At 56.4% G+C, this 26,015-nt stretch carries 15 protein-coding genes and 3 pseudogenes; 8 read left to right on the forward strand and 10 right to left on the reverse strand.

The features are described 5' to 3' along the window. Window positions 1–41: 41 nt before the first annotated feature. The 4 genes and pseudogenes from RX331_RS24515 to RX331_RS24530 all read right to left on the reverse strand — a co-directional run bounded on the left by RX331_RS24515 (window position 42) and on the right by RX331_RS24530 (window position 3,348). Window positions 42–341 (reverse strand): hypothetical protein, encoded by a 300-nt coding sequence (locus tag RX331_RS24515; RefSeq protein ID WP_317252438.1) that lies wholly within the window; start codon window positions 339–341, stop codon window positions 42–44. A 55-nt stretch (window positions 342–396) separates the two neighbouring features. Continuing rightward, window positions 397–1,224: pseudogene (locus RX331_RS24520) on the reverse strand (IS630 family transposase); the annotation flags it as partial. Between the two features lie 135 nt (window positions 1,225–1,359). Beyond that, window positions 1,360–2,259, reverse strand: a pseudogene (locus RX331_RS24525) (cation:dicarboxylate symporter family transporter); the annotation flags it as partial. 177 nt (window positions 2,260–2,436) lie between these two features. Then, window positions 2,437–3,348 (reverse strand): trans-sulfuration enzyme family protein, encoded by a 912-nt coding sequence (locus RX331_RS24530; RefSeq protein ID WP_317252439.1) that lies wholly within the window; start codon window positions 3,346–3,348, stop codon window positions 2,437–2,439. Window positions 3,349–4,542: 1,194 nt separating this feature from the next. Here RX331_RS24530 and RX331_RS24535 point away from each other — a divergent pair. From RX331_RS24535 to RX331_RS24550, 4 genes are all read left to right on the forward strand, one after another. Beyond that, the gene (locus RX331_RS24535) at window positions 4,543–5,274 is read left to right on the forward strand and encodes an outer membrane protein (RefSeq protein WP_317252440.1); all 732 of its coding nucleotides are present in this window, start codon (window positions 4,543–4,545) and stop codon (window positions 5,272–5,274) included. Window positions 5,275–8,982: 3,708 nt separating this feature from the next. Then, window positions 8,983–10,095: a branched-chain amino acid ABC transporter substrate-binding protein gene (locus tag RX331_RS24540; RefSeq protein WP_317252441.1), complete on the forward strand. Its 1,113-nt coding sequence runs from the start codon at window positions 8,983–8,985 to the stop codon at window positions 10,093–10,095. Window positions 10,096–10,598: 503 nt separating this feature from the next. Next, complete coding sequence (gene hisC / locus RX331_RS24545) at window positions 10,599–11,717, forward strand: histidinol-phosphate transaminase (protein WP_317252442.1); 1,119 nt, start codon at window positions 10,599–10,601, stop codon at window positions 11,715–11,717. Window positions 11,718–12,028: 311 nt separating this feature from the next. Further along, complete coding sequence (locus tag RX331_RS24550) at window positions 12,029–13,057, forward strand: LLM class flavin-dependent oxidoreductase (RefSeq protein ID WP_317252443.1); 1,029 nt, start codon at window positions 12,029–12,031, stop codon at window positions 13,055–13,057. Window positions 13,058–13,745: 688 nt separating this feature from the next. Here the strand turns inward: RX331_RS24550 and RX331_RS24555 are convergent. Continuing rightward, the gene (locus RX331_RS24555; protein WP_317252444.1) at window positions 13,746–14,882 is read right to left on the reverse strand and encodes an alanine racemase; all 1,137 of its coding nucleotides are present in this window, start codon (window positions 14,880–14,882) and stop codon (window positions 13,746–13,748) included. A 790-nt stretch (window positions 14,883–15,672) separates the two neighbouring features. Here RX331_RS24555 and RX331_RS24560 point away from each other — a divergent pair. Further along, window positions 15,673–16,452, forward strand: a complete 780-nt coding sequence (locus tag RX331_RS24560; protein WP_317252445.1) for an outer membrane protein — start codon at window positions 15,673–15,675, stop codon at window positions 16,450–16,452. Window positions 16,453–16,808: 356 nt separating this feature from the next. Here the strand turns inward: RX331_RS24560 and RX331_RS24565 are convergent. From RX331_RS24565 to RX331_RS24570, 3 genes and pseudogenes are all read right to left on the reverse strand, one after another. Beyond that, window positions 16,809–17,891 (reverse strand): annotated as a pseudogene (locus tag RX331_RS24565) (cytochrome-c peroxidase). Next, on the reverse strand, window positions 17,888–18,067 hold the full coding sequence (locus RX331_RS38950; RefSeq protein ID WP_410708007.1) for a hypothetical protein: 180 nt from the start codon (window positions 18,065–18,067) through the stop codon (window positions 17,888–17,890). Before RX331_RS38950 ends, RX331_RS24565 begins: the two are co-directional and overlap by 4 nt. Before the next feature lie 1,157 nt (window positions 18,068–19,224). Continuing rightward, window positions 19,225–19,986, reverse strand: a complete 762-nt coding sequence (locus RX331_RS24570; protein ID WP_317252446.1) for a LuxR family transcriptional regulator — start codon at window positions 19,984–19,986, stop codon at window positions 19,225–19,227. 1,765 nt (window positions 19,987–21,751) lie between these two features. Between RX331_RS24570 and RX331_RS24575 the strand changes: the two genes are divergently transcribed. Then, window positions 21,752–22,549: a phosphocholine cytidylyltransferase family protein gene (locus tag RX331_RS24575; RefSeq protein ID WP_317258234.1), complete on the forward strand. Its 798-nt coding sequence runs from the start codon at window positions 21,752–21,754 to the stop codon at window positions 22,547–22,549. Window positions 22,550–22,947: 398 nt separating this feature from the next. After that, a complete protein-coding gene (locus RX331_RS24580; RefSeq protein WP_317252447.1) occupies window positions 22,948–23,205 on the forward strand; it encodes a hypothetical protein in 258 nt (85 codons plus the stop codon). A 496-nt stretch (window positions 23,206–23,701) separates the two neighbouring features. Here RX331_RS24580 and RX331_RS24585 read toward each other — a convergent pair whose 3' ends face one another. Continuing rightward, window positions 23,702–24,094 carry an avidin/streptavidin family protein gene (locus tag RX331_RS24585; RefSeq protein ID WP_317252448.1) on the reverse strand — a complete coding sequence of 131 codons (393 nt, stop codon included), beginning with the start codon at window positions 24,092–24,094 and terminating at the stop codon, window positions 23,702–23,704. A gap of 171 nt (window positions 24,095–24,265) precedes the next feature. Continuing rightward, on the reverse strand, window positions 24,266–25,045 hold the full coding sequence (locus RX331_RS24590) for an autoinducer binding domain-containing protein (RefSeq protein WP_317252449.1): 780 nt from the start codon (window positions 25,043–25,045) through the stop codon (window positions 24,266–24,268). A 621-nt stretch (window positions 25,046–25,666) separates the two neighbouring features. Here RX331_RS24590 and RX331_RS24595 point away from each other — a divergent pair. After that, window positions 25,667–25,978 carry a hypothetical protein gene (locus RX331_RS24595; RefSeq protein ID WP_317252450.1) on the forward strand — a complete coding sequence of 104 codons (312 nt, stop codon included), beginning with the start codon at window positions 25,667–25,669 and terminating at the stop codon, window positions 25,976–25,978. Window positions 25,979–26,015 lie beyond the last annotated feature (37 nt).

A 26,015-nucleotide genomic window follows, 5' to 3' on the forward strand; every position in this document is an offset into this window, starting at 1 on the left:
TGGCAAAAGCGGCCATCGACGCAAGCCTTCCAAGAAAAGTCTCACTCACTGATAACGCGGGCAGAGTGATTCGTTCTTGCCGTAACGACAAGTGGGCCTGGCGAAGTGGCTGCATCTCGGCACACTTGGTGCGAGTGCGAGCACCTCCTGAATGCGTCGATCAGGGTCGCTCTCGATCCGATCTGGGAGACTTTGAGATAGCCGATGGCACCGTTGAGGAAGAGCTCACCCCCGCCCGCCTTCTGCTTCAAGGCTTCAAGCGAGCGCTGCCGAAAGATCGACAGATCCATCTCGCTCGTTGTGCCGTTCATGCCGACGATCATTGGGGTGGCGCGGATCATTGAGGCTAGCTTCTTCTCCGAACGCTGCCTCGCGCCATCGGCATAGTACCCGATATCAGAGCTGAGTGATACGGCGGCCTTTGAATCGGCGTTGACGACCCCTCTTTCTTAGCAGACGAAGGGCTCGGCTTTATCGTTGTACGCCTTGACGTAGGCATCGATGTGTTCCTGAAGCTGCTTGAGGCTTGTGAAGGGAGGTGCCGCTAAGTGACTGCGCCTGCAAGATCGAGAATCAGATCTCGACCTGATTGAGCCAGGATTGGCTGGTCGGCGTAAAATTAAAGTTGGGGTGAGCCTTGAGCCAATGCTCGTTTTTCTTATGGGTGTTGAGATTGTCGAGGGTGACGGGAAGCTTTCGGTCCGGAAAGGCCGCTGTGACACTTTTCATGAAGTTCGGGAAACTCGTCCCGGCGACGGCGTTTTGCATGAGCCGCGATGATCCTTCCGGTGGCGACTTCGACCGCCGCAAATAATCTTGTGGTGCCAAGCTGCTTTGTAATCCTGGCTCTGGCCGGACGTGGCCATCCGGCAGCTTCAGATAACCATGCGCCCGCTCCAGGCCCTGGATCGAGGGCCTTTTGTCGACGCAGAGTATAGTGGCCTTTGCGGGCGGGCCGACGTAGGAACCAACAACATCGGCGGCTTGCAAATTTCGGATCATTGCTCTCGCACCAGGACTTGCGAGCCGTAAGATCACTCTTGTGGCTGCGCAGGAAACGCCAGCATATTGGAGTCGACATCGCCCAGCGCCTCGGCCAGCAGAGGGCCGGTGCAACGTGCAAATCCGTGCGGGGGGCTGATCCAGCAGCTTCAAAATCCGCTTGTCGGTGGTCTTCGTATAGATCGGCCGCTTGCCGGGCCGTGGCTTGTCTTGCAGCCCTTCGCTCAATCACATCAGCTCCGCGGTGATCCTGTTTCGCATTCGGCGGCACACTACGTGCAGATGGGTTCCAATCTCGACGCTAGCAGTGAACGGGCCGATCCGGAGTATTGGCAGTCGTGAGATAGGCGCGCTTGCGACCACGGACTTGGAGCAGCCCAGCCGCTCGAGCTTCTCCATTAACTGCGGCAGCGCGCTCTCGGAAGACGAGGTGCCGAGCACGATCAAGAGCTCGTCCTTGATATAGGTGAGAATTCTGAAGATCGAGAATCCGATAAAGCGCGCGAGTAGCCCGAGCACGACCACGATGAAAAGCGCAGCCGTAGCATAGAACAGCGCAATCAGACCGATCAGATTGCCGAGCGCCGAAGGTCCGTACTTGCCGATCGTAAAGGCCATGGCGCCGAACGCGCCGATCGGCGCCGCTTTCATAACTATGGCCATCACGCTAAACACCGCATGGGCTGCATCGTCAATTATGCATCGAAGCTTCTCGCCGCGTCCGCCCAGCGCCATCAGCGAGAAGCCGAACAGGATCGCCAACAAGAGTACCTGCAGGATGTCGCCGCGCGCCAGCGCGCCGACGCTGGTGTCGGGAATGATGTTGAGGATGAAATCGACGGTTCTCGCGGCCTGCGCCTGCTTCGCATAGATGGCGACTGCAGCGGCATCCGGCTTGGCACCAAAGCCACGGCCGATCTGGAACAGATTGACCATGACTAGGCCAAGCACCTCGGCGAAAGTGGAGACGATCTCGAAATAGACAAGCGCCTTGACGCCGACCCTGCCGACTTTCTTCGCATGCTCAATATGGGCAATGCCGGACACTACAGTGCAGAAGATGATCGGCGCGATCAACATTTTGATTAGCCTGATGAAACCGTCGCCCAGCGCTTTGACCCAGTCATTGGTCGTAACCGATGGCCAAAGCCAGCCGACGATGACGCCAATCAGGATGGCAATCAGCACCTGAACATAGAGTATCTTGTACCAGGGGCGACACGCCCGCGCGGCGATTGCAGTTGCGATGGTCGTCATGACGGTCCTCCCTTGCACTCACACGGATATCTGAGCCCCTCCGTGCTGAAGCGCCGCGCTGCTCCACCCAAACAATGTCGATAGGTCAGCGGATTGAGTGCCGTCTGCATTTCTTTGAACCTGCCTCTTCAGCAGATTTGAATCATTGGGAAAGCCGGGCCGCTGCACGCTTCCAGATCATGTCGTCCCAACCCGGGGGGCAAGATTCGAACCAACGCGTCGCTCGTATTTTCGGCAGACCGCGCATAGCAGAAGCCCATGAATTTCTGCGTTTGGAGCTATCGAAGTTGATGCCGGACGTTGCAGCGACGTGGTCGAGCGTAGTCTTGCCGAAGTGAACCTGTCAGAGTTCAAGTCGGAAACATCAGCTAGCGATAGAACGCGGCATTGGCTCGCAGGATCTAGCCGCGGCCGTCCTTTCGACTGATCTGGCGGAGAGTGACCAACGATATACTTGGTCGCGGAATGGATCGAGATATCGACACCATGCTCAAACGGCTTGAAATAAAGAGGCGTCGCCCACGTATTATCCATGATCACAAGCGCATCAGATTGATGCGCGATAGCAGCGAGTGCCGGAACATCCTGAACCTCAAAGGTCATGGATCCGGGTGACTCCAGATAGATCACCCGGGTATTTGCTTTGATTTTCGCAGAGAGTTCAGAGCCTTGCGTTGGACGGAAATACTGCACTTCGATCTGAAGTCTCGCGAAGACTTGTTCCGCGAAGGTTCTCATAGGTGGATAGACGCTATCGCTGATCAACAAATGATCGCCGGCCTTCAGCACTCCAAGGAGTGAGCGCGTGCAAGAAGATAAGCCTGACGGGAATAGGATGGAACGGTAGCCACCCTCCAGTTCGCAAGCGGCAGTCTCAAGTGCGCGAGACAACGGCGAGCCGAAGCGCCCGTAGCTAGTTATCGGATTGCGTCTCCGCTCCTCCCATTCTTCCAAGGTGTCCGAAAGGATTGTGGAGCCGCGATAGATGGGCACATTCACCAATCCGGCATGTTTTCTCGGATTTCGACCGACATGACAGCGTTGCGTCTCGGTTTGTCGTAGGTTGTTGCCGTCGTTCAGATATTTCATAACTGTTCTATTGGGTTGCCTCTGTTCATGTCCAAAAGGGGCGAGGCTTCCCAGCCACTTTGACAAAGCGTGATTTACGACGTTGAGGAGACTAATGCCTCCTCAGCAGCGGTCCTTTTTTTTGCGGTGCCGAAGCTACGGCTTATCTTTGTTACAGCAAAATCTCGCGCTGCGTTTTGATATGAAACTACGTGCCATAAACGGCCAAACTGCACATTCCAAGAGCGCTCATCCAGGAGGTTTGTAACCGCATGATGGTCAATCAGTAGCGCTCGCATTTCATGGCCTTTTGGTGCCACGCCAAACCCGTTCCGCAGCAAAGGAGCAAGAGCCGGGCCAAATATGTAGAGCGTGCGAGCCGGGCGACTTAGCCGAGAAGCCGAAAATCAGGCGCGCCGCAGATGCTATCGTCCAAAAGCAAACACGTTATGTTCAGAACCGGCCAAGCTATCCGAAACGGGATATTGCGCTAACGCGGGAAGTTATAAAGGCACGCGCCTTCCCGAACCTGGGACGGTGATCGAAGGCGGCAAACAGCGCTTCCGCCTAACAGGCTGCAGCCGCCGTCATCGGAGATCTTCTCCCGCCGGGGAAGACCTGACGGTTCGCGATTGAACCGCTTTCCTCTACGAAGGCCGTTGTGGCTCGCTTTGCAGCAGGCTGTCACACCAATCTTGCGGAAACATCCGTCAATTCAGTCCACCTAGCCGCGCGTAAACGATCATCCAGCTCTCTCGGGGGCGATCAAACGTTGCAAATCTCAACGCCTTTGCAAAGCGCGGCGACGCCCTGGGCACGACTCGGCCCGCTTGCATTCGGCGAGAGGCGTGCGTGATGAAATTGATTGTTGTCGCTGCCGTTTGATCAAGCGGCAATCCGAGATGCGCCTTCGAGCCGCAGAATTGAATTCGATTCGGTTAAACTATGGATGTCTTTCTCGCTGCCCTCCTCTCAACGCGCCCTTATCAGCGAGCTTCAATTTGAGCCCTTCAACGCGGCGCTCCTTCCAATCCGATAGGCCATCGACGTTTGCGTCGTGCCAATCGTGTGAGGATTTCCAGACCTACAACCTAACGCGGCGTGAGGTTCTGGCCATCCGTTCGACGCGAGTGTTGCGGCGCAGCTATAGCAATTCGCGATGACGCTGCTAAAACCCGCACAGCTTGGGGGCTAACAAACGGAATGACACTGGAAATGAAGAACTTGTTGCTTGTGACTGCAAGCATTGTCGCGTTTGGCGCGGCGGTGCCCGCATTCGCCGCGGATCTCGCTCCGCCGCCGGTCTACACGAAAGCGCCGCAGCCGGCGCCGGTAGTTGCCGCGATCTACGACTGGAGCGGGTACTATCTTGGTATCAATGGCGGCTGGGGCTCGGGCCGTAACACCTGGGATTATGCGGGCGTCCAGCCAGACGGCTCCCATGACGCGAGCGGCGCGACCGTCGGTGGCCAGATCGGCCATCGCTGGCAGTCGGGCCAGGTGGTGTTCGGCGTCGAAGGCCAGGGCAACTGGGCTGATTTCAGCGGCTCCAATCTCAGCCAAGTCGTCTTCATGGACCTAACCAACCGTACCAAGACCGATGCGTTCGGCTTGATCACCGGCCAGATCGGCTACGCCGTCAATAACGTACTGCTTTACGCCAAGGGTGGTGTCGCGGTGGCCGGCAGCACCTATCAGGTCAAGTCGACGCTGACCGACCAGCATGTGAATACCGACAATCTCCGTTGGGGCGCTGCGGTTGGCGCCGGCCTGGAAGTTGGCCTCACGCCGAACTGGTCGGTCGGACTCGAGTACGACCACCTGTTCATGCAGAACGGCAATGTGAGCTTCACCGACGCGTTCGCGCCCTATCGTGTCCGCCAGGATTTCGATGTCTTGACCGCGCGGATCAATTACAGGTTCGCCCCGGTGGCTCTCAGATACTGATCTCTTAGCTTTCAAAGGGCGGATCGAGAAGCCCCGGCCTTTGGCCGGGGCTATTTCGTCAGCTATGCCTCGCCTTCGGTATTTTCGGCAAGTGCAGCCTGTGATTTCCGCAATCGGGGTGCCGTAAATCGGTTGACCATGGTCGAGGTAACCACTACCTAGAACGACTGGGCTAAACGGGAAGGCCGCGTCTGGGCGACTGCGCTCGCACATGCTGACGCACGCAGCCGGCACGAACGCCACCTCGTTCAATTGCGCCTTTGGTTCCGCGGACTTTCAATTTCCAGGTATTTCTCGTGCAGTAACGCACTAGTCAATTGCGCATCGGCGGTTCGAAGCAAGGATCGGGCTTCAAATCCACTCGCACTGTCAGACGATAAAAGTCTGGTACTGCTCCTGCTCGGTGTCCGCGGGAATAACCTGCCCCGCCGGCGCCCAGAACGCGCCCGCTGGAGCCGTGGTTTAACATCCCATTCATCATCGGCCTCGGCTTTACATGTGGACACAAGCAGAGAACACGTTGGTCGGTGATTCAAGTTGAGCACGACCGGCCAATTGCCTAGTTCTGTGCGTCAAGTTCAGCAAAATTGATCGTGGGGTCCGGCCGAGCCATCCCCTCGGACGGCTGGCCGACTACGCGGTAGATGTCGCATTCGATGAAGCTGTCGCGCGTGATCCTAACCTCGCTCTTGTCCTTCGGCTCGTAGCTGCGAGCGGGGCCGGCTTTCGCGAGAGAAGCAGTTGCGGCGACGACGTTGTGCGCACGCACGCTGAGATGGGAATGACCGACAGCGATTGATAGCAGTTGTCGAACAACTTCTGCTCAAGGACCAGTAAGCTCGACATTCGTCGTTCAGTCTTCGTAGCTGGGACCCACGATCAGAGCTCAACGCGTTAGTTTCCTGTTGACGTGTGCACTTTCCGACTCTTGGCGATCACTTTTCCGGATCGTGCGCGGTCGTACCAGGCGTGGGCGAATACTGGCCGTGCTCCGGCCGCGGCAGCTTCATGCCGCACTTAGCCATCGTTACTGCGGCGATATTGCCGACCATCCCTGCGCCGACCAAGAAGCCGTCGAGTCTTGCTTGCGCTCTAGTCGCGGGTATGCAGCGGCAGGCGCGCACCAAGGGCGACTGTCAGCACTGCGATGGGCGGCCGACGGTCAGTCCATTGCATAAGGATTTGGCGGCATCTGGAGGCCCATGGCGAGGACAGTGAGCTCGACGGCGAACCTGTCGCTTAGCTTTGGCACTGCTCGCAGCGTGGGCAAATAGTAGGGGTTCATAATGGTCTCGCCTCGCCCTGGCGCACGTAGTTGTTGCCACCGGGCGCGCGCAGATCAGCGCGAAGTCGAAAACCTGCTCGGCGCCAGACGACACCGTACATGCAGTACTCCACAAGTTCCGAGAACCTAGGATGAGAACAGCAAGCCTCGTACCAGTTTCTGGCCTCGCGAAACTCTGGCGGAGGACAAACGTTGCGATCGTGTGTATCGCGTTAGCGATCGACGCGATTGCGACATACGTCGGGAACACGATATCGCCGTTTGCAGCAGCGCGCGACATTAGTTGATGTAGAACAAGAAGAGCGCGGCCTAAAGCGGATGCGTTTTGCTCACTCATCTGCGGCCAAAGCGCTACGAAGGTGAGCAGCCCAAGCGTCGCGAGGGCCACCCCTGACCCGATTCGCCTCGGGACAATATTTCGCACCGCCATGAGCAGTCGAGATCTTGGATCGTCTCGACATCGAGCAGAGCAAGAGGTGCTGAGTCGACGACGCTTTTCGCCTGTCGACCGGGGGCACTATTTGAAATTACGCCACCAACATCGACATCTTTTGATTTTCAAGGGTTAGCCGGACTTCTGCGGCTTCCTGTAGCGATAAGTAACAATTTGTCGCCAGGTCCACTACCAGCACAATTAACTGATCTAGCTGACGGACGCACGTCACCTATCGGTTGCACTACGGGATTGACCAAAGGGTTTGCTCGATCAAGACCTGGGCGACACACGCCGTAAATGACCAGCCGGTCAAAGCGACCGCAAGGAGGCGGCATGCAAGATCAATCCCAATCTTTTCTCACCAACGGCCTTGATCGATCTTCTAACTCCTCACTTATGCCTCCCGTTTCATCAACCATGACGCATCCCCTCGGAAACGCGTATCACCTAACTCCGTCCTCCGCCGCGGCTGGTCGGAGCGTCTAGAAACACGGCCGGCGCCACTCGGGATGATCGGGACGAATGTTGCAAGTGGACGGTGAGCCGCAGTGGCGGGAAGACAAAAGCCAAAGCGCAACGGCTCAGCGCCTGGTAGGACTTGGAATGGCAGGAAGCACTTCGCTTGCTGACCTCTTGCGCAACCATTTGGAGCGGATTGAGATTCAAGTCGCACGTACGACCCTGTTGCGAGACCGTTTACGCAACATGACGACGGATGGCGAAGTACATGTCAGTGTAGATGAGTTACCTGCCACTTTGAATGCAATGTCGCGGGTTGAGAAACGCGCTCAAGCGCCTCGATGCAGATGCGCGTCCGACCCGACGCGAGGGGAGCGGTGGCGACGGATCCACGAGGAGTTGCGCGATGGTATGACTCGGGGCGAGCACCCTTGCGAACGAGTCACCGCGGGGCGCTTCAGGCGCGTTCGCTAATCACCGAAGTCGCAGGAGCGGATTCAACAGCTTCGACGATACTGAAAGTTCTTGCGCGATTGAGCGCGCCTCCCAGATTGGCTGGCTGAGATCTATGCCTGGTACAATATCTCGATCTCGCACTTGCTGCTCTAAAGTGATTAGCCAAGCTGACGTTTTGGCGATCATCCGTGCACGATGCTTTTGCCTACAGGCCTGTCGATTCTTCATGAGCAACTGATTAGATCTCGATTAGCCGGTCGTCGGCTTGGGCCCACGAGGGGCCCTTACGAAGACCAATGTCTGATCTACCGCAGCAATCGGACGTGCCCTATGGCGGCACAGCCGGCCGGCTTGCACGCATCTTTGGCCTCTCAAGTCTGATGCTTGGGGCCGCCGTCCGAAGCGATCCCTGCTGATGGCCCGCGCAGCACGCAAAGGCGGAAAGCTAAAACTCTGATCGCCAAGCACTACCATGGCAAAGGAAAAGTTGGAGTACAGAGGCGCTGGGGGGTGAGACCGTGGTGATCACTGGTGAGCCCGAGCACCTTCGACAACTGACGGCGGACTTGGGCGGCTCGGAACGAGTCGCGTCGATGTTCCGAGTTGGAAACTCCTTACCTATACTTCCTTCGTGATAACAACCGACTCTCCAATTGTGGCCAGCGAACGACTCGTTTCTGGTTCGCGCCCAGATGCTTTGAGGCATGGGTGTATTCTATCACGCTTCGTAACTATCTGCTTCTGGGCCCGCCGGGTTTAGCCATTTTTCATCCGAGGCCCTTGAGAGGGCTTGAATCGCACGTGGCGTCAAATTGTACGATCTCTAAATAAGAGAGCGATCTCTGGCAGGACGACTGACGACCACTTCGGCAACCTGTGGAGGATCGCCTGGCCCCTGCACTACGTTCGAATTCTGGGCGAGAGCTCTCGGCATCCAGGGCGGAAATGGATAAAAGCCATGGCGTTACATAAGTCTGATCAGCACGAGCCCGTTGGCTTACCTGGACGCCTCAGAAGGTCAGGGACACAGCACGACTGACCGCGACCTTGCGGCCAACATCGGGAGCTACAAATGTCAATTTATCGTGCCAGTTCAGCCGCGTGTGCAGCCGTCCTTGCTTGTGCTTTGGTTTCGACTGCACCCGCTGCGGACATTAGTATTGCAGTGGCCGGACCAATGACCGGAAGCACTGCTGCGATTGGTGCACAGCTGCGCGAGGGTGCTGCTGCGGCCGTTGATGCTTTGAATGCCTCCGGCTTACTTCCTGATACGAAGATCATCTTGAACGTCGCCGACGACGCATGCGATCCAAAGCAGGCCGTCGCAGTAGCGAATCGGCTGGCAGCGGATCGGGTCAGATTGGTCGTTGGTCACTTTTGTTCTTCTTCCTCGATCCCAGCTTCCGACGTTTACGCTGAAGCGCAACTTATTCAAATCTCGCCCGGCTCAACTAATCCGCAGCTTACAGAGCGTGGCCTCAAGACGGTGTTTCGAGTCTGTGGCCGCGATGACCAACAAGGCGCCGTGGCGGCCGAATACATCCTGCGATACTACCGGAACAACAAGATCGCCGTCCTCGACGACAAGAGCACCGCTGGCAAGGGTATTGCCGATGTCGTGGAGTCGCGTCTCCAGCAAGCAGGCCAAAGCGTCGTTCGACAAAGCTATGTAGCCGGCGAAAAGGACTACATGGCTCTGGTCTCAAGGATGAAGAGGGACGGAATCCAGATCGCCTATATCGGCGGCTATTACACCGAGATCGGTTTGATTGTGCGCCAGGCGGCAGAAGCCGGCGCAGGTCTCACGATCATGGCGAACGATCCGTTGATGACTCGCGAATTCTGGGCCATCACGAGCAAGGCTGGAGACGGCACCCTGTTCACCTTCATGCCCGATGCCACAAAGAATCCCCAAGCTGCGGACGCGGTGGCCAGACTCAAGGCTTCCAACCGGTCTGCAGACGGCTATACGCTCTACGCCTATGCGGCCGTCCAAGCTTGGGCAGACGCGGTGAAGCGGGCCGGCTCCTTCAATGCTTTGCGGGTGGCAGCCGCGCTCCGTTCGCAGCCGATCGAAACAGTAATCGGCACAGTCCGATTTGACTCTAAAGGCGACAACGCGGCTCCCGGCTTCGTAGTTTACCGCTGGCACGACAGCAACGTCGAAGCCGTCGAGCAGAACTGATGGTTCGCCACCCATACGGCTCCGCATATTCGACCAGCGATGGAAACCATGAAACGACCTCTCAAGAGCGCAAATGGATCCTACTCGCGTCGTTTTTCGCGATCACGGCTTTCCTCGCCGTCCTGCCCTATGCCCTGGATGCGCCTGAGGAACATGCGGCGTAGCCGAAGCCGCTGCGCTATTTTTGCCTGGCACCCGGACCGATGCGGAATGATATTGTCGCCAACTCAATAATGGCGGCAACCCACTCCGGCGCCGAGCCGCCTGCTTGCGCAAATGCGATTCGCTCGACGATTTGTCCCTCGGCTTGGCAGGGATTGGCGCGGAGCGGCAGGTTCATCCCACTTTCAACAAACTAGGCACTTCGACCGGCTGCCCGCAGGGAGATTTGGATGACCGCCGTCCTTTACCCCAACCACGCATTCAACTCTGTCCTCTACCTTCAGCGGCGCGACGGGCTGGCATGCTGACCATTGCCTTCGGCGGCTCAAAAGGAGAACGATATGTCCGATGCAAAATTGCAAGCTGTGCTCTCTTCTCTCTTGGAGCCCGCAAGACAATTAGATGCCCTGCCGTCCGGCCGACCCGCGCCAGATGCTAGTTACGTGAAGCTAAACACGAACGAGAATCCATTTCCACTACCAACAATCGTATGGCAAAGTGCGATTGCGGCCCTTGAGCAGCAATATTTGTATCCAGAAAATGACAATATTGGCTTGAGGAAAGCAGCCGCCGATGCTTACGGCCTATCCAAAGATCATGTGATCGCCGGTAACGGATCGTCTGAAATTCTTGGGCTCATCTACAGAGCTTTTCTAGCCCCGGGCGACAGCGTGGCAATGCTGTCGCCCGGCTTTTCGTTCAACCACAAACTCGCCCTGTTGCAGGGCGCTCAATTGCTCGACATCAGATCGAACGATGCTCATTCGCTGCCGATGGAGCAATTGCTTCTTGGTCCCGCAAAAGACGCCAAGTTCATTTTGCTAGCTAATCCGAACAATCCGACCGGATCCTTCGTTCCAGTAGCCGATATCGAATGCCTCCTGGCAAACTCGAACCGCTTAATCGTCTTGGACGAGGCTTATGTCGACTTTGCACCTGATAATGGATTGCGCCTCGTCAATCGCTATTCGAACCTTCTCCTCTTAAGGACATTTTCGAAGAGCTATGCTGCCGCTGGCATTCGCGTCGGCTTCGGTCTCGGCCATCCCGAGCTCATTGGCCGGCTACGCAATATCCAGAACGTCTTCAGCATGAACGTGATCGGGCAAGCTATCGGCATCAGCGTCCTTGCAAATCGCGCCGCTTACGAGGAGAACCATCAACATATAAAACATGAAAGAGAGCGAGTTACGACGGCTCTGTCGCAGCTCGGATTCTCCATAACACCTTCCCACGCAAACTTCTTCCTAGCCCGCACGCCGGACGGCCAAGGCGGCAGATGGTGGCAGGCAGCTTTGGAGCGGCAAAAGATACTTGTCGCCTTCTTTCCTGATGAAGGTCTTGAACATTGCATCCGCGTTAGCATCGGCACAAGACCGCAAATGAATGCGTTTCTTACGGCGGTCTGCGACATCTTTGACAGCTTGAGGCTTGGACGATCGCTTGGTTCGCGGCCTTAATGTCTGAATTTGCGTTACGTCGGCGATAGTACCACGACACAGAAGATGAGTGCGATTTGTGCCAATGGCAGAGGTCAGTTGTGGCTGAACGACGAGCAGCGGCAACGGATCCGATCTCTTGCTGACCGACGCTTGTCAATTACGTCGTGGCGAACGAACAATCGCCGCGTGATCAGCGGCATGAACGTAGGAACGACCACAACGCAGGAGACGGCAAGCGCCACCGCAAAAGGCCGACGAACTTTGACCGCTCGGATGTCCGGAAACGAGCGGACCTCCCGCCTTCCCACTTACACTTGCGAGAAAATCGAATGACGAACGTATCTCCTTCAAGAATAACCTGCGGCATCTTCGATCACCTGGATGAAGATGGCCGTGATATCGCCCGGCAATACGCAGACCGCCTCACACTAGCGGAAGCGTACGATCGCCTCGGCTTCTATGCATATCATGTGGCAGAGCACCACTGTACGCCCCACGGGAGAGGCCCATCACCGAATCTGTTCTTGTCGAGCGTCGCACAGCGCACGCGGCAACTTCGTTTTGGCCCATTGGTCATGCTGCTGAACCTCTATCATCCGCTACGCGCGTTCGAAGAAATCTGTATGCTCGACCAATTGAGCGGTGGGAGGCTCGAGCTGGGTATCGGACGCGGCTCTCTCCCGGTCGAATGGGGCTACTTCGGGATCAGCGCGGACGCAGCGCCAGGCCGTTATGAGGAAGCCAGCGAAATCCTTAATAAGGCGATGAAAGGCGGCACTCTGTCGTATCAAGGTGACCATTTTGATCTAAGCGACGTTCCTTTGACGCTAGGGCCTTATCAGCGTCCGTGGCCGCCGACGTGGATTGCCACCAATCGACCCGACTCCGCAGATTGGGCAGCCGCGAATGGCGCAAATCTCGCGTGCGTAGGTCCCTCCTCTAGTGTCCGCAAAGTTGCTGATGCCTACCGCGCTCGTCGAGAGCGCTACGAGGACGCTGATGGTCATGCCCCGTTCGTTGGATTGCTTCGCATGGTCGTGATTGCGCGCGCTGAGCGAGATGCCTATTCGCTCGCGGCCTCCGCTTACGAACGATGGCTCAAGAGCTTCAAATTCCTTTACGAGCTCAATGCCATTCCGACACCACCAAATCTGCCTCTGACCTTCGATGCGGCCCTCGCGAGTGAATTGTGCGTAGTCGGAACGCCATCTTCTGTACGAAACTCTCTTCTCAATCAGCTGGAAGAAGCAGGCGCCAATTATCTCCTTTGTCAACTCGCATTTGGGGATCTGCCGCTGGATGCTTCCCTATACGCCGCAACCACGATTCAATCCGAGATCATTGCTCGACTTGGCTAACCATGAATTCGGCCCGACTTTGGAGATTCAAATTGCTATCCAGCGCTTCTTCATATCGCGTACGATCGGCGGGTACCGACAGAAAGCCCCTAGGAGTTGCGCCGAAACATGCCCGAGATGACCACGATGGAGCGCTCGAGACTGAACAGATGCTAACCGCTCGTGCGGGCTTGGCGCCAGATTGGAAGCACGACAGCACGTGTCAGGCTCAGATGCGCATCGATGCGACGCTGTTCTCGTTGGAGAGGACACGAGCGACCACCTGAAAGCGGGCTCCCTAACGAAGAAGTGAACGAGTGGCATACGCATGCGGCGTCTAACTATTGCGTGCCAACGGCTAGTCGCGCAAGGCGAAAGATATCGCCGCGCCGTTTCTCAGCTGCCTCGCGTACTTGTCAGCAATTTGAGGGTGGCCTCGATCTCTCGATCCTGGCTTCATTTGACAGGTGTTCAAGAGATCTTTGATCGGCAGCGCGATCTTCCAGTCAGTTCGTTGCGGCACGAGTTCCAACGTAAGCTTCTTTATCGCTGGAATCAGATAATAAACGCTGCGGTATCGACGGTTCCATGACTGGCCAAAGAGAACACGTCCCGGTGCGATGACGAGCATTTAGCACAGATTAGTAGCAGCATAGATGCACAAAGTCGCACGGCTGTCAGCAAGATATCTACACCGTCGCAAGTACGTTCATGAACAATCAGAAGAATGGCCCCGGGACTCAGTAAGTTCATCCTCTTCTACAGTCACGATCTTGTCGACGGAAAAGCCATTGAAAGAACATCGCAACGTTTCTGAATAGGCGCCCACATGTTGAAATTCAATCCAATCGCCTTCGCTCAAATCGCGCGGCAGTGAATAAGAGAATCCAAGCCGGTCCATGCTATCGCATGTTGGGCCAAAGATGATGAAGTCCTGCCGTTCCTCAGTCTCAATTGGCCGCCCTCCGCGCCCTGCACGGGCGGGCAGCTGAAAATATTGGCGTGCAGGCGTGAGCCCGCTGTAGATGCCCGCGCCGCAGTAGAGCGCCCCGCCTTTTCTTAAGATCACGCGGCAAAACAACGACATGCTATCAGAAACCAGTGCTCGTCCCGGCTCACAAAGCAGTTCGATACTCTTTAGCGCTTCTGATCCGCGCATAAGTTTAGTGATGTTGGATAGCATGCTCAATGGAGAGTGATACGGGATATTCAGATAGTGGCCGGGAAAGCCGCCGCCGATATCGAGCGCTGTGGGCCCCGGAGAAACGCCTTCTACAATACCGATGGCGGCCCGAATGGCATGTAGGTACGGCTCAATGACGATCGTTTGAGAACCTGTGTGAAAGGACAAGCTGGTCCAGCGTGATTGCGCATGGACAAGACCCAGCAGATGGCGCGCTTCGGCGGGCGAAGCACCACACTTGCTGTCGAGGTCAAGGACAGCGGACGTCGCGCCGCAGTTGAACCGGACGTAGATTCGTAGTTCCGGATCATGCGAGGGCAAGACCTCGAGGAGCTTCTGCAGATCGGCTTCGCAATCGATCACGTAGTTGCGAACTCCTAAGTCGCGGAACGTCCATTCGACATCACGGCGAGATTTCGCAGGATTCATGAACCATGAGCGGGCCTGGGGAATAGTGGAACGGACAAGGCGGGCCTCGGCCAGCGACGCGACATCGAATCCCCCCACTCCGGCGCGGAAAACCGCACGAAGGACCTGCGGCAACGAGTTGGCTTTTACCGCATACAGCACGCGCCCTAAGAAATGCTCGGTGAATTCGCGCGTGACAGATGCAAGACGAGCCTCATTGAGCGCATAGAAAGCATCAACTTCCGCTGTTTCCAAAGACCTTACCAGGCCCATATTACACCATTCTCTCACGTCAGGTGGGGCGTCACCCCGTTTAGCGCAGTCGTGGTTCGATCCTACCTGCGTGTGTTCGTCAACGCCGAAATCCGCGAATCACTGGTCGTTCTGATCTTCTTGAGTACCAGTGAGTTCTGCAATGCTGTCGATCTCATGCTCTCTAAACGCGTCGTCTATTCTGCTCTTATCTGGCCAAGAGTGGGTGTGCCCAAGATTGCCGCCACCCCAATATTATTGCCCCTCGTAACGAACTCGTTACAATTCCAAAGGTCTTATCCGAGCACACGATCTCTCGGTGACAGCAGCTGGCCAAAAGAGCTGTGCGAGTTATCTCTATGCTTCGGCCAGATTCATCCCGCTCCGCTTAGAGCGGCTTCGGCTCGCCTCATTCTGTGAAGAGACGTGCTTGCTCAAGCTACTGGTCGACGTTGCCGCTGTGACCAAGCGGCAGTCCGAGCTCCGCCTTAGCCGCAGAATTGAACATGCGTCAGCTAAACTATCCGACGCCCTGCACCGTTGACCTCACAACAATGCGCGCCTTTATCAGCGATCGTCGTTTCGAAGCACACTCAACACGCGCCCTTAGATCCGATATGCCACCGATGTTTGCGTTGTGTAAGTTTGGTATGATTTCCGAGTCTAGAACCTGACGTAACGCGCGATTCAAGCCATTTCGTCGAAGTGAGTGTTGCGCTGTGACTACAGCAATTCGCGATAACGCTGCTAAGACGCGGGTGGCCTAGGGGCTAACAAAACGGAATGGAATGGAATGAAGAACTTATTGCTTGTGACTGCCAGTCTCGTCGCGCTTAGCGCGACGGCGCCCGCATTCGGCGCGGATCTCGCTGAGCAGCCCGTCTACACCAGGGCGGCACCGCCACGGGTCGCGGCCGCGCTCTATGACTGGAGCGGTCTCTATGTCGGCTTTAATGGCGGCTGGGGCTCGGGCCATAACTCCTGGGATGCCACAGGCGTTGCGGCCGAGGGCTCCCATGACGCGAGCGGCGTCACGCTCGGTGGCCAGATCGGCTATCGCTGGCAGATGGGCCAGGTGGTGTTTGGTGTCGAAGGCCAGGGCAACGTGGCTGATTTTAGAGGGTCCAATGTCAGCCTCGCGTTTCCAACCGACACCATCAGCACCAAGACCGACGCCTTCGGCTTGATCGCCGGCCAGATTGGCTATGCGGTCAACAACGTGCTACTTTACGCCAAGGGTGGTGCCGCCGTGACCAGCAACACCTATCAAATCTCGCGTGCAGCTCCGACTACGCCGACACCCGGAGGGCAACCAACACAGCCCACCGGCGGGCAGTCTTTTAGCGCCGACGACACCCGTTGGGGCGCCGCGGTTGGCGCCGGCGCCGAGGTCGGTTTCGCGCCGAACTGGTCGCTCGGCATCGAGTACGACCACCTGTTCATGCAGCCTGCCAAAGTGACTTTCACCACGGCCGGTGGAGTGCTGGCGACTGATCGCATCAGCCAGGACATCGATGTCGTGACCGCCCGGATCACTTACCGGTTCGGCGGCCCGTTGGTTGTCCTGCCCTGATTCCTTCGCGTTAGATCGGCGGATCGAAAGCCCCGGCCATCGGCCGGGGCTTTTTTTCGGCCATTCATCTGCCAGCTCAAGGGCGCCTACAGGCCTTCCTTCTTTTCCGGGAGTACCGCCTCTAATTTATACAAACCTCTGCCCGGCGAGTCGCAATCGGTTGACCATGTTCGACATGACTACTACCGAACGCGACAGGCCAAAAATGGCAACAGCGCGTCTTGCGGGACAGCGCCGGCACAATGTGTGATGCACGCAGCCGGCAAGAACACCAGCGCGGTTCAATTGTGTCTCTCATGCTTCCCTGGACTTTCGGTATTCAACACCGCGCAAGGCCGTTACAATGAAAAGCGGTGCTATCTGCCTAAAGAGGGTTCCGGCGTTCCGTCGGTACGCGTTGGCAGTATTGGATACACGATCTTCGGCAGCTGCCCGGTCAGCGACTTCAGAAACGCCACAATATTGTTCTCTTCCTTGTCGCTAAGGCTGGCGCCGAGCTGGATTTTAACCATCACGCCGACCGCTTGCTTAAGGCTCCAAACCTGCCCCGGAATGGAAGTATGGAGCTCGCAAAGCTACGTTGCGCAACGGCGCGGCGCGAAAAACGTACTCGTCGCTGGCCGCCTTAGTGACCGCGAACCGGCGCTTGTCAGCAGTCGGAAGCACGCTTGCGACCGCCCTTTCGATCACGCCGAACGGGAAATAATCCTGGCCACCAACGTTGATTCCGTTGTGACAAGAGAAGCATCCCTTTTCCATGAATAGCTTCAATCCTGCCTTCTGCATCATCGAGGGCGTTCGTATTGCCTTCGAGGTATTGATCGAAGGGGGCGGCCGGCGTAATCAAGGTCGCTTCAAAGGCCTCGATCGCCTTTGCGAAATTATCAAAGGTGACCGGCGATGCCTCGTCCCCTTTTGACGACGTAGTTGTTCATCGAGTTCAACGTATTGATCACATGATCTGCGGCCGCGTTCATTTCGACACTCGCCTGCACGGGTCCCTTGGCTTGCGTCTTGAGATCTACGGCGCGTCCATCCCAGAACTGCGCTACGCTAAATTCTCGTTATAGACGGTTGGCGCCCGACGTGGCCCCTGCTGCCATCCGTGACCGACCGAGGTCCGACCCGCATCACTCCGACCGTCCCAAGATTGTGGCAGCTGTTGCAACTAAAATGATCTCGCTGGCCGAAATGCGTGGATCAAAGAATTGCATCTTGCCGATTTCGACCTTCTCGCGAGTGACCGGGTTGTCCTTCACCACAGGTATTACCGAGGGGATCGCTTTGAAAATCTGCCTAGTAGCGCTCATCAACTCATCATCGGCGGTCGCTTGTGATGAGGTTAGAATCGCGACGGCCGAAATCAACAACTTACGCACAAAGTGGAGCTCCCATCTCGCTGACTTCTTAGAATAGATCTCATCGGCACTAGTTCTCATTGATGCTTCAGGACACCGATAAGAACGCGGCCGACGCCTGCTGGACCGCCGCGTTCCACGCACCCGATTTTCTGGAGCAACACTTCATCATATATTTCGATCTCCAAGTTCTCGACCCTGTCAGCGATCACAGCGAGGCTCAAGATCGTGCCGCCCTGTGCTTTGGCGTGCAACATCAGGCGAGTGGTGTCCGCTTGGACTCGCGGCCCACGATCATGATTTCGTGGCCTTCCGCCACCAATGAGGTCATGTTGCTTTCTCCATCAGATGATTGGCAAGGATGCTTTATCCGCACACACTCGGTCCTCCTCAGAAAGCGCAATGGTCAACAAAGGGCGGGGATCGACCGCTTGTGCATCTGCTGGCAATCAGTCTTGACTCATTGTTGCTGCATCTTAATAGCAACCGCCGTGCCAATAGCGTCCGCACCAGTGTGGGCTGCTGATTGGTCCTTCAAACAATCGCAATCCAGCGAATGACGTGAGTGACCTTGAACCTGGTACAAGCGGTGCGGTGTCAGATACCTGAGAAGTAGCAACCAGGACTACCTCCTAATACCGCCTCTCGCTTCAGTTGCTGGCATGGAAGTTCACCCGCTCTCATCAAGTGCCTTATCGCGCATGATTTGATGAGCGACAATGCAGAAGGATGTAGAAGCGTCGAACGCCGTGGTCCAGCACCGCGTGTCGTGGTAGACGACGACAGGATTACCCGTACCGCGCTACTATTTCTGCCGTGTGACCAGATCGACGCCTATGACCTGGTGATGCAAAGCGGCATATGCGAGGAGCCCGACGGTTGCGACGAGAGACATATAACAGTTCTTCACTGTTAGGATCACGACAAGCGTGACGTGATCTATTCGCAACACGACCGGCATCGAGAGGTTCTCCTACTGCCAGCGGTTGGCCTTACTCAACTTAGAAAATATGGCCACGGACCGGCTCGCACTTTTATCTTTAGAAGGCTGCAGCGATGGTCATAACCGTGTCCCCCCTCGGAATACCCAGATTGATTTCGGCGCCATCGCCGATGAAAGAAATGCTTGCTGCGAAGGGCCTGATCACCTACCGGTACGCTTCGGATGCGCCTGCCGCACCTTTCACCGAGCACTCGAAGCGGCGCCGACGCGGGTGGCCATCTACTCTTGGCCTCTACACAATCCATATCTATCGTAGGAATTTTGTGAAGCGAACGTGAGCGCGGCCCGTTCGACAAGCCATGATTGGCGCAAGTGCCAGGCAAGTGCCATTCATGGGTTCTCCCCATCGCATTGGTTCGTTCACTATGCCACGTACCAGCCGTTCGAGCGAACGAGATACGCGCTGCTAGGTTAGCATTCAGTTGGCAGCCCTGGGGACGCCGAGAACTCAATAAGGTTGAGGCGAACCGCCTTCACGATGGCCTGAGTCCGGCTCGTCGTATCGAGCTTTCGCATGGCATTCTTAAAATGAAAATTGACCGTATTCTCGCTGATCTTCAGTATCATCCCGATTGCCCATGATGATTTCCCTTCTGCCGCCCACCGCAGGCAATCTTTTTCGCGATCGGACAGCGGAACTTTCCTGTTGCAGCCGCTCTCCGAGGGCCGCGCGATCTCCGCAAATGCGAGGTGAAAGTGCCAAGCCAATATGTAGAGATGACTTATACGATACTGAGGATCGGCATCGTCGGCGGGGGATGCAAACGATACCACAGAGACCTGGCCAAAGGGCCCAAATAACGGCACGCTCATGGCATGCTTCAGACCCGCCTCTCTGGCCTCGTCCAGTACGCGCTGCTCACCTGATTGCAGTTGAAATTGCTTGGCGAGTTCGTCCCACAGAAACGGCCCCGACGTCATTGGTGTCCGCCGGACCACCGGGTCCATGACATGGTAGTTGCGTTCAAAATAACGGTGGCACCAGTCAGGCGGGAAGTTCACCGTCACTGCGGGCGGCAGATACTCCGGTAGACGAGGCGGCTCTGCGCAGGTGAGTGCTCCGTAAGCAACTTCACTGAAGCCCTCCTCGCTCGCACAGTTCACAAGAAGATCGAACAGCGCCTTGATAGATTGCGTCCGCTTCGCGCATTCGATGAAGCCGAAAAGGTCCATGTGGCGCCTCACGAAACCGGCCCAAAAGGCCGACGTTTGCATTCAATTGAGCGTGTCTTAGCCGGAACCTAGTCCCGTTCTGCTTACCTGAGCCTTTGGCTACGCTCTTCATGTAGCCTGAACACTCGCGTGCAATAACAAACGCGATTTCCCGAATTCGTGGACCACCTTCGCGTGTGCGCAAGAGGATTAGGTGAACCCAAACTGCGGGTACGCCGATCAGCCGCAAGGTGCAGCGGCCACCGACACTCGAACAGCACCCCATAAACGTCGCTCGGACAGCTCACTTTTGTCGTTGGGAGGCTAGCCGACTGCGCGGTAGATGCCGCGTCGGATGCAGTCGTCTAGGGTGATCGCCACCTTGCACTTGTCTTTCGGCTCGTAGCAGCCCCGAGGCTGGCCTTCACGAGAGAAACAGCTGCGACGATAGCGTTGTGCGCATGCACGCTGATATTGAGACAATCGACGTCGACGAGAGAGCGGCTGTCGAACGGCTCCTCCTCGAGAGACAGTACGGGCTCGACATTCATGTTTCAGCCTTCGCGGCTGGTAAGCACGATCAGAGCTCGACGCTTTCGTTTCCTGTTTAGGTGTTAACTTTCCAAATACTGGAGGCCACTTTTCTGGATCGTCCGCGGTCGTGCTAGTCGAACTCTGGCCCCGCCCTAGCCGCAGCACATTCATGCCGCACTCGGCCATAGCTAGTTCGGCGCTATTGCCGGCCAATCCGACGCCGACCACGATGCCATCGAGTTTTACATCGATCGCGACAATCTCCTGCAGTTCGCTGCCCGATTCCGACAACGCAGGGGCAGGCACGCACCAAACGCGGTAATCAGCGCTGCGATTGGCGCGGGCGGTCTTGTGAAAGGACTCGGCGGCATCCGTCAGCCCATGGCGAGGACCGTGAACTCGCCGCCGCACTCGTCCCTTAACACAGGCACGGCTCGCCGCGTGGACAGATGGTAGAGGTTGAAAATGGTACGCCTTCCTCTGGCGCACGTAATTGTTAGCCGCGGGACGCGCGCAGATCAGCGCGAAGTCGAATACCCGCTGGGCGCATACGATACCGTACATGCAGTACTCCACAAGTTCAGAGAACCTAGGATGAGAACAGCAAGCCTCGTACCAGTTTCGGGCCTCGCGAAAATCAGGCGGGAGGACAACCGTTGCGATCGTTTGCATCGCATTAGCGGTCGAAGCGATTGCGACATACGTCAGGAACACGACACCGCCGTTTGCACCAGACGCGACATTAACTGATGTAGATCAAGAAGGGTGCGGCCTAAAGCGCGATGCGTTTTGCTCCGCTCATGCGACCAGAGCGCTCCGCCTAACGAAGGTGAGCAGCCACAGCGTCGCGAGGGCCGCCCCCTTACCCGACTCGCCCCTAGACTGTATTTCGGATCGCCTTCAGCAAGTCGAGATGTCGGATCGTCTCGATGTCGAGCAGAGGAAGAGGTGCTGAGTCGACGACGCTTTTCCAGTGTCGAGCGGGGACACTATTTGAAGTTCCGCCACCAACTTCGATATTTTATGATTTTCAGGGCTAGCCGACTTTCGCGGCTTCCTGGTAGCGATAAGCAACAATTTGTCGCCAGATCCACTACCAACACTAGTGATTGATCTAGATGATAGGGGCATGTCACGTACTGGTTGAACTAGGTGGTTGCCCGTCACAACCATAAACGACGGGGCTGCTCGACTAAGGCGTCAACGCACGGGAATGAAGGCTCGATATACCGTGGCGATTAAGCCGTATGAAATGGCGAACGTTCCCAAGAAAGCTATCATTCTCGCCGCCGGCTTGGGTTCCCGCCTGCGTCCGCTGACCGATCAGCGGCCGAAGCCGCTGATCGAGGTCAACGGCACTCCGATCCTTCACAACGCTCTGCGCAATCTAGAAGCCGTCGGCGTGAAAGAGGTAACGATAGTCGTCGGCTACCGGAAAGATGCCATTCAATATGCCTGCGGCAGCCGCTTTGGCGAGCTCGACATCAAGTATGTCGAGTCGACCGTCTTCGACCGCACGGGCAGCGCTTATTCCCTATGGCTGGCTCGCGACGCGCTTCTTTCCGGAGACTGCTTTCTTCTCGAGGGCGACGTTTTTTTCGAGGAGGATGCGTTGCGCTACATGCTGTTCGGCGAGGCGACCGATGTGGCTGCAGTGGTCCCCTTTAATGCATTGATGCAAGGGTCGGCGGTCCTATTGTCGGATAGGGGATTCATCTCAGGTTTCCGCATGAAGCACACCTCAGCACGGCTTACCGCGGACGGCCCAAGACTGTTCAAGACGCTGAACTTGCTACGATTCTCGGCAATCACCCTCAGGACAATGATCGTTCCAGCTCTTGATGATATCATCGGCTCCGGAGCTATGCAGGCATACACCGAGGAGCTCTTCGCCTATCTGGTGGAAAGGCGCGGCCTACAGCTCGCCACAGCGCGTTGCGACGAACTCAGGTGGTACAAAATCGACAGCACCGAAGATCTGCGCATCGCGGAGCGCATCTTCGCAAGGGCGAAAGTCTTCGGCGTGCCGAATGAGCTGCGGAATTGGTGAGGTTCCAATGCTCGGATTCCTTTGGGATCCGGCGAACGCCATAACAACAACACGCATTACTTTTTCTTCCGCGAGGTTATTTTTCGATCTCTCCTAGCCTCCTGAGCTGGCTCGGTGCAGATGATGCGCGATGCGGCGCTTAGAGCATAGCCTATCTTGCCTCCTCGAGCCTGATGTTCGTTATCATGTCTTCGATCATCAAGATCGTCGCGGTCGCATCCTGCCCCTTGGAGGTTTCCGTTCTGCGTAGCGTGCTGTCGATTCCATTTTTTTGCTTATTCTGCCGAGAAGCGGCACATCCAATCTGCGGTTCTTCTTGACCAAGGCCTAATTTGTTTAGATCTCTCTGCGGACACGCGAATTCTGCAATATTCGTTCTTTGTGTACCAAAACTTCCATTGGCTGCTGTTTTCCGCGATCTTTTACACGCCCCCTATCTGGTCCTTGCTATTATCCGTATTCGTCTTGAAGGAGCGGCAAGCTACCTCCGAATCATCGGGCTGACCCTTGGCTTCCTGGGCATGCTAGCAATAGTCCAACCGAGCGTCAGCAACATGACGGTTTGGATTGTCGTCGGCCTAGTTGGCGCGGCCCTCGCCAGCGCGTCGGCGATGATGGTCAAGCGCATCTTTGGCGCGGAGACGCCTGAGCGATAGCGCTACGTTTCATGCTCTGGAGCTCTGCGATTGGCATACCCCCGGCACTTCCTCGATGGGTATAGCCAGCGCCAGCGTCTGGCCTTTGCACTTCCGCTCGAGCTGCGTGACAGTCAACAAGGTTCATCACGTCAGCACCATCAATTGCATCGCCGACCTTAGCGAAGAATGAAACTGGCTGCGACAGGTCGCCAATGACGTGGATCGCTCGAAAACTGTGCCATCTCGGTCGTCCATTGTGTCCGCGAATCGGCGTCAAGGCCTTCACCAATTTTGGAATCCAAGACCTGATCGACTTTTCAGATTCTACAAGGAAAACCCCCGACTGCTTGAGGCGTTGACTGCTCCGCCTGCGGCCTACGCCGGACGGATTTGCGAGAACTACGCATGGAAGCTGAACAAGGACGGGAAACGGTCGGCATCGAAGACCTGAAGCCTGGCAGCCATCCAGGTCTCAGTTGCGCGCATAAGCTGACGTAGAACGAACCTCGTGAGGCTACCACACCCGTGTAAAGGTATCGGCACCCTTCAGTTTTTGCGGTCGGCCATTTCCGTCGACATAAAACAACGTCCAGGACGTTGGCATTTGAGAACCATTGGTCCTTCCAACCCAGCGCGTGAAGGAATTGCATTGAGCAAACGTTACAACGAAATATAGCCCTTTTGGTTTAACGGCGCCGGAGGCAGGGTATGGAATGCCCTGGCACTGGAAGTCCTGAGCGTGATTTGTAAAAGTGCCTTTTATGCTCCCGTTGTTGGAGGCCCATATAAACAACTCCGAGCCACGCTCATTCTTCCAATATGATGGAGCGGGTAGTCCCTGAGCCAAGACCTCGCCGGAAAGCGACAAGAACAAAGCGATCAGGAAAAGTCCTAGAAAATTTTTCATGATGAGAGCCCCAACAACAAGTTTCGCTTAAAAGTAGTAGCAATTTTTTACAGGTAAGTCTCGTTCAGCTTGGTTACGCTAGACCCTTTCGAACAGACTACAACACACAATGAGCGGCGCGACAAGCGGCAGATCTCTTCCGCATCACGCGCCAATGGGAGGTCTGGGTGATTAGGACAACAAACCGCGTCGCAAGGCCTCGGCGATGCACTGGGCAATAGATGCTGCACCGAGCTTGCGGCGGGCGTTCTCAAGATGAAACACGACAGTGCGCGGCGCAATCTGGACCAGCACCGCGATATCCGCGACCGTTTTTCCCTGCGCGGTCCATGAAAGGCATTGACGCTCGCGCTGAGTGAGTTCGCTTCCGGCAAGTTTACCGATAGAGGGTACGTCAGGTCTGACGGCGACATGAAAATGCAGCCCGGCGATCTGTACGAGATCCTTCCAGTCGGCCACGAGCCGCTCCGGGTGAACGTCGCGGTCGTCCGTCGCCAGCGTGAAGGCAGCCATTCGTCCAAATCCGCCCCTGATCGGCACAGTGATGCCTGATCTAATGCCGAAGGTCGCCGCTTCATCGAAGAACAGGCGCTGCTCGCGATTTCCAACCGGGGCTGAGCCCTCGCCTCCCCAGCTGAACAATGCGTGCTCGACACGTGCGCGGCGCACCACAGGATCGAGCTGCTGGTATCCAAGCTGGAAGTACCGGCTGGTCCAGGACTTGGGATAGGACGAGATCAAGGTGGGCGTGTCGCCGGTCAGCCGCAGATAAGCAAATCGCTGGAAGCCGAGCCTCTGCGTTAACCGCGTTGCGACACGCTCGAATTCAGTCAAGTTGCTTGCGGTTTGGATCGCATCGATGAATTCCTGAAAAATGCTTTCGACCGGGCTCATTTCGATTTCTATCTTCTTGAACAAATATCCGTGCTTCCCAATGACCTCACGGCGCATTTCGCGAACAACCTGTCCGGCCTCGCGCGACCTTACGACCTATAGCCACGACCGCGACGCCGCGCGGCCGAGCAGGACGCGCACCCCCTGCCGTGCGCCAACGCACCTAGTTGGAAATGCCCAAACCCCTATCGTTTGGCCGAAACTCGTTATGCGGCGCCCCAGTATCGTTGGGAAGCAATAGGCCGGTGACAGACCTCAATTAATGTGATGGACCGTTCTGATTTTGGCGATGGATTTATTCGAACGGCTCTGCAGGTCGTTGGGTGCCACGTACTGGCCATTACCTGATCAAGACGCGCGAAATCTTGAGCCCGCGATAAGATATCAGCAGAGCCTGGAGCCCAAGGAATATGTCTGCACGGAACGTACAGAATGCGTCTTTTTTCCATCACTGTGTTCGTGATGCTTCGCTTTTGTTCGAATCGTACCAACAGATTTGATCTGCTTCCTCAGAGGGCATTGTCCCTATTTTTAATTCGCGCTAAGAGGAAACAGGACAAGGATGGAAACTCTGACATACGATGCTCGCCGGATTTGGCTAGCTTAGCAACAGCGGTCAGCAGTCGCTCCACCGAGAGTCATGCTTCCAGCGATTCATGTGGGAGATCAGATTCATCAATGGGAAGCTTTCGGCAATTCCAGGCCAATGTACTTGGCATCACGGGGCCACAGTGCACGATATTGATGGCCTTGGCACACACGGACAAAGAAAACGGTGTCCCGGCCCACGTGGTGTCAAAAATGATGGGCGTCGAACTCTTCATTGGTCACGACCCAATCGAAGATACTGGAGAAAACGGCTTCCTGCGGCGCAAACCCTCCATAAGCGATGCCCCGGTCGTACAGATGTCGCTGACGGACAAGACTTACAAGCATCTCGCGATGCCTCGCAGCACAGCAGCAAGTATTCAATCAATTCGTTTTTGTTGAATTCGGTGTTCGCGAATTGACCGAGTTCGCTAGCGGC

Origin of the sequence: Bradyrhizobium sp. BWA-3-5 (assembly GCF_032917985.1) — a bacterium.
In the GTDB taxonomy this organism is placed as follows: domain Bacteria; phylum Pseudomonadota; class Alphaproteobacteria; order Rhizobiales; family Xanthobacteraceae; genus Bradyrhizobium.

What these genes read in the sequence shown, in the direction of transcription:
- RX331_RS24515 (WP_317252438.1), bottom strand. Translation starts at nt 341, where the DNA reads ATGATCCGCGCCACCCCAATGATCGTCGGCATGAACGGCACAACGAGC.
- RX331_RS24530 (WP_317252439.1), bottom strand. Translation starts at nt 3,348, where the DNA reads ATGAAATATCTGAACGACGGCAACAACCTACGACAAACCGAGACGCAA.
- RX331_RS24535 (WP_317252440.1), top strand. Translation starts at nt 4,543, where the DNA reads ATGAAGAACTTGTTGCTTGTGACTGCAAGCATTGTCGCGTTTGGCGCG.
- RX331_RS24540 (WP_317252441.1), top strand. Translation starts at nt 8,983, where the DNA reads ATGTCAATTTATCGTGCCAGTTCAGCCGCGTGTGCAGCCGTCCTTGCT.
- hisC (WP_317252442.1), top strand. Translation starts at nt 10,599, where the DNA reads ATGTCCGATGCAAAATTGCAAGCTGTGCTCTCTTCTCTCTTGGAGCCC.
- RX331_RS24550 (WP_317252443.1), top strand. Translation starts at nt 12,029, where the DNA reads ATGACGAACGTATCTCCTTCAAGAATAACCTGCGGCATCTTCGATCAC.
- RX331_RS24560 (WP_317252445.1), top strand. Translation starts at nt 15,673, where the DNA reads ATGAAGAACTTATTGCTTGTGACTGCCAGTCTCGTCGCGCTTAGCGCG.
- RX331_RS38950 (WP_410708007.1), bottom strand. Translation starts at nt 18,067, where the DNA reads ATGTTGCACGCCAAAGCACAGGGCGGCACGATCTTGAGCCTCGCTGTG.
- RX331_RS24570 (WP_317252446.1), bottom strand. Translation starts at nt 19,986, where the DNA reads ATGGACCTTTTCGGCTTCATCGAATGCGCGAAGCGGACGCAATCTATC.
- RX331_RS24575 (WP_317258234.1), top strand. Translation starts at nt 21,752, where the DNA reads ATGGCGAACGTTCCCAAGAAAGCTATCATTCTCGCCGCCGGCTTGGGT.
- RX331_RS24585 (WP_317252448.1), bottom strand. Translation starts at nt 24,094, where the DNA reads ATGAAAAATTTTCTAGGACTTTTCCTGATCGCTTTGTTCTTGTCGCTT.
- RX331_RS24590 (WP_317252449.1), bottom strand. Translation starts at nt 25,045, where the DNA reads ATGCGCCGTGAGGTCATTGGGAAGCACGGATATTTGTTCAAGAAGATA.
- RX331_RS24595 (WP_317252450.1), top strand. Translation starts at nt 25,667, where the DNA reads ATGGGAAGCTTTCGGCAATTCCAGGCCAATGTACTTGGCATCACGGGG.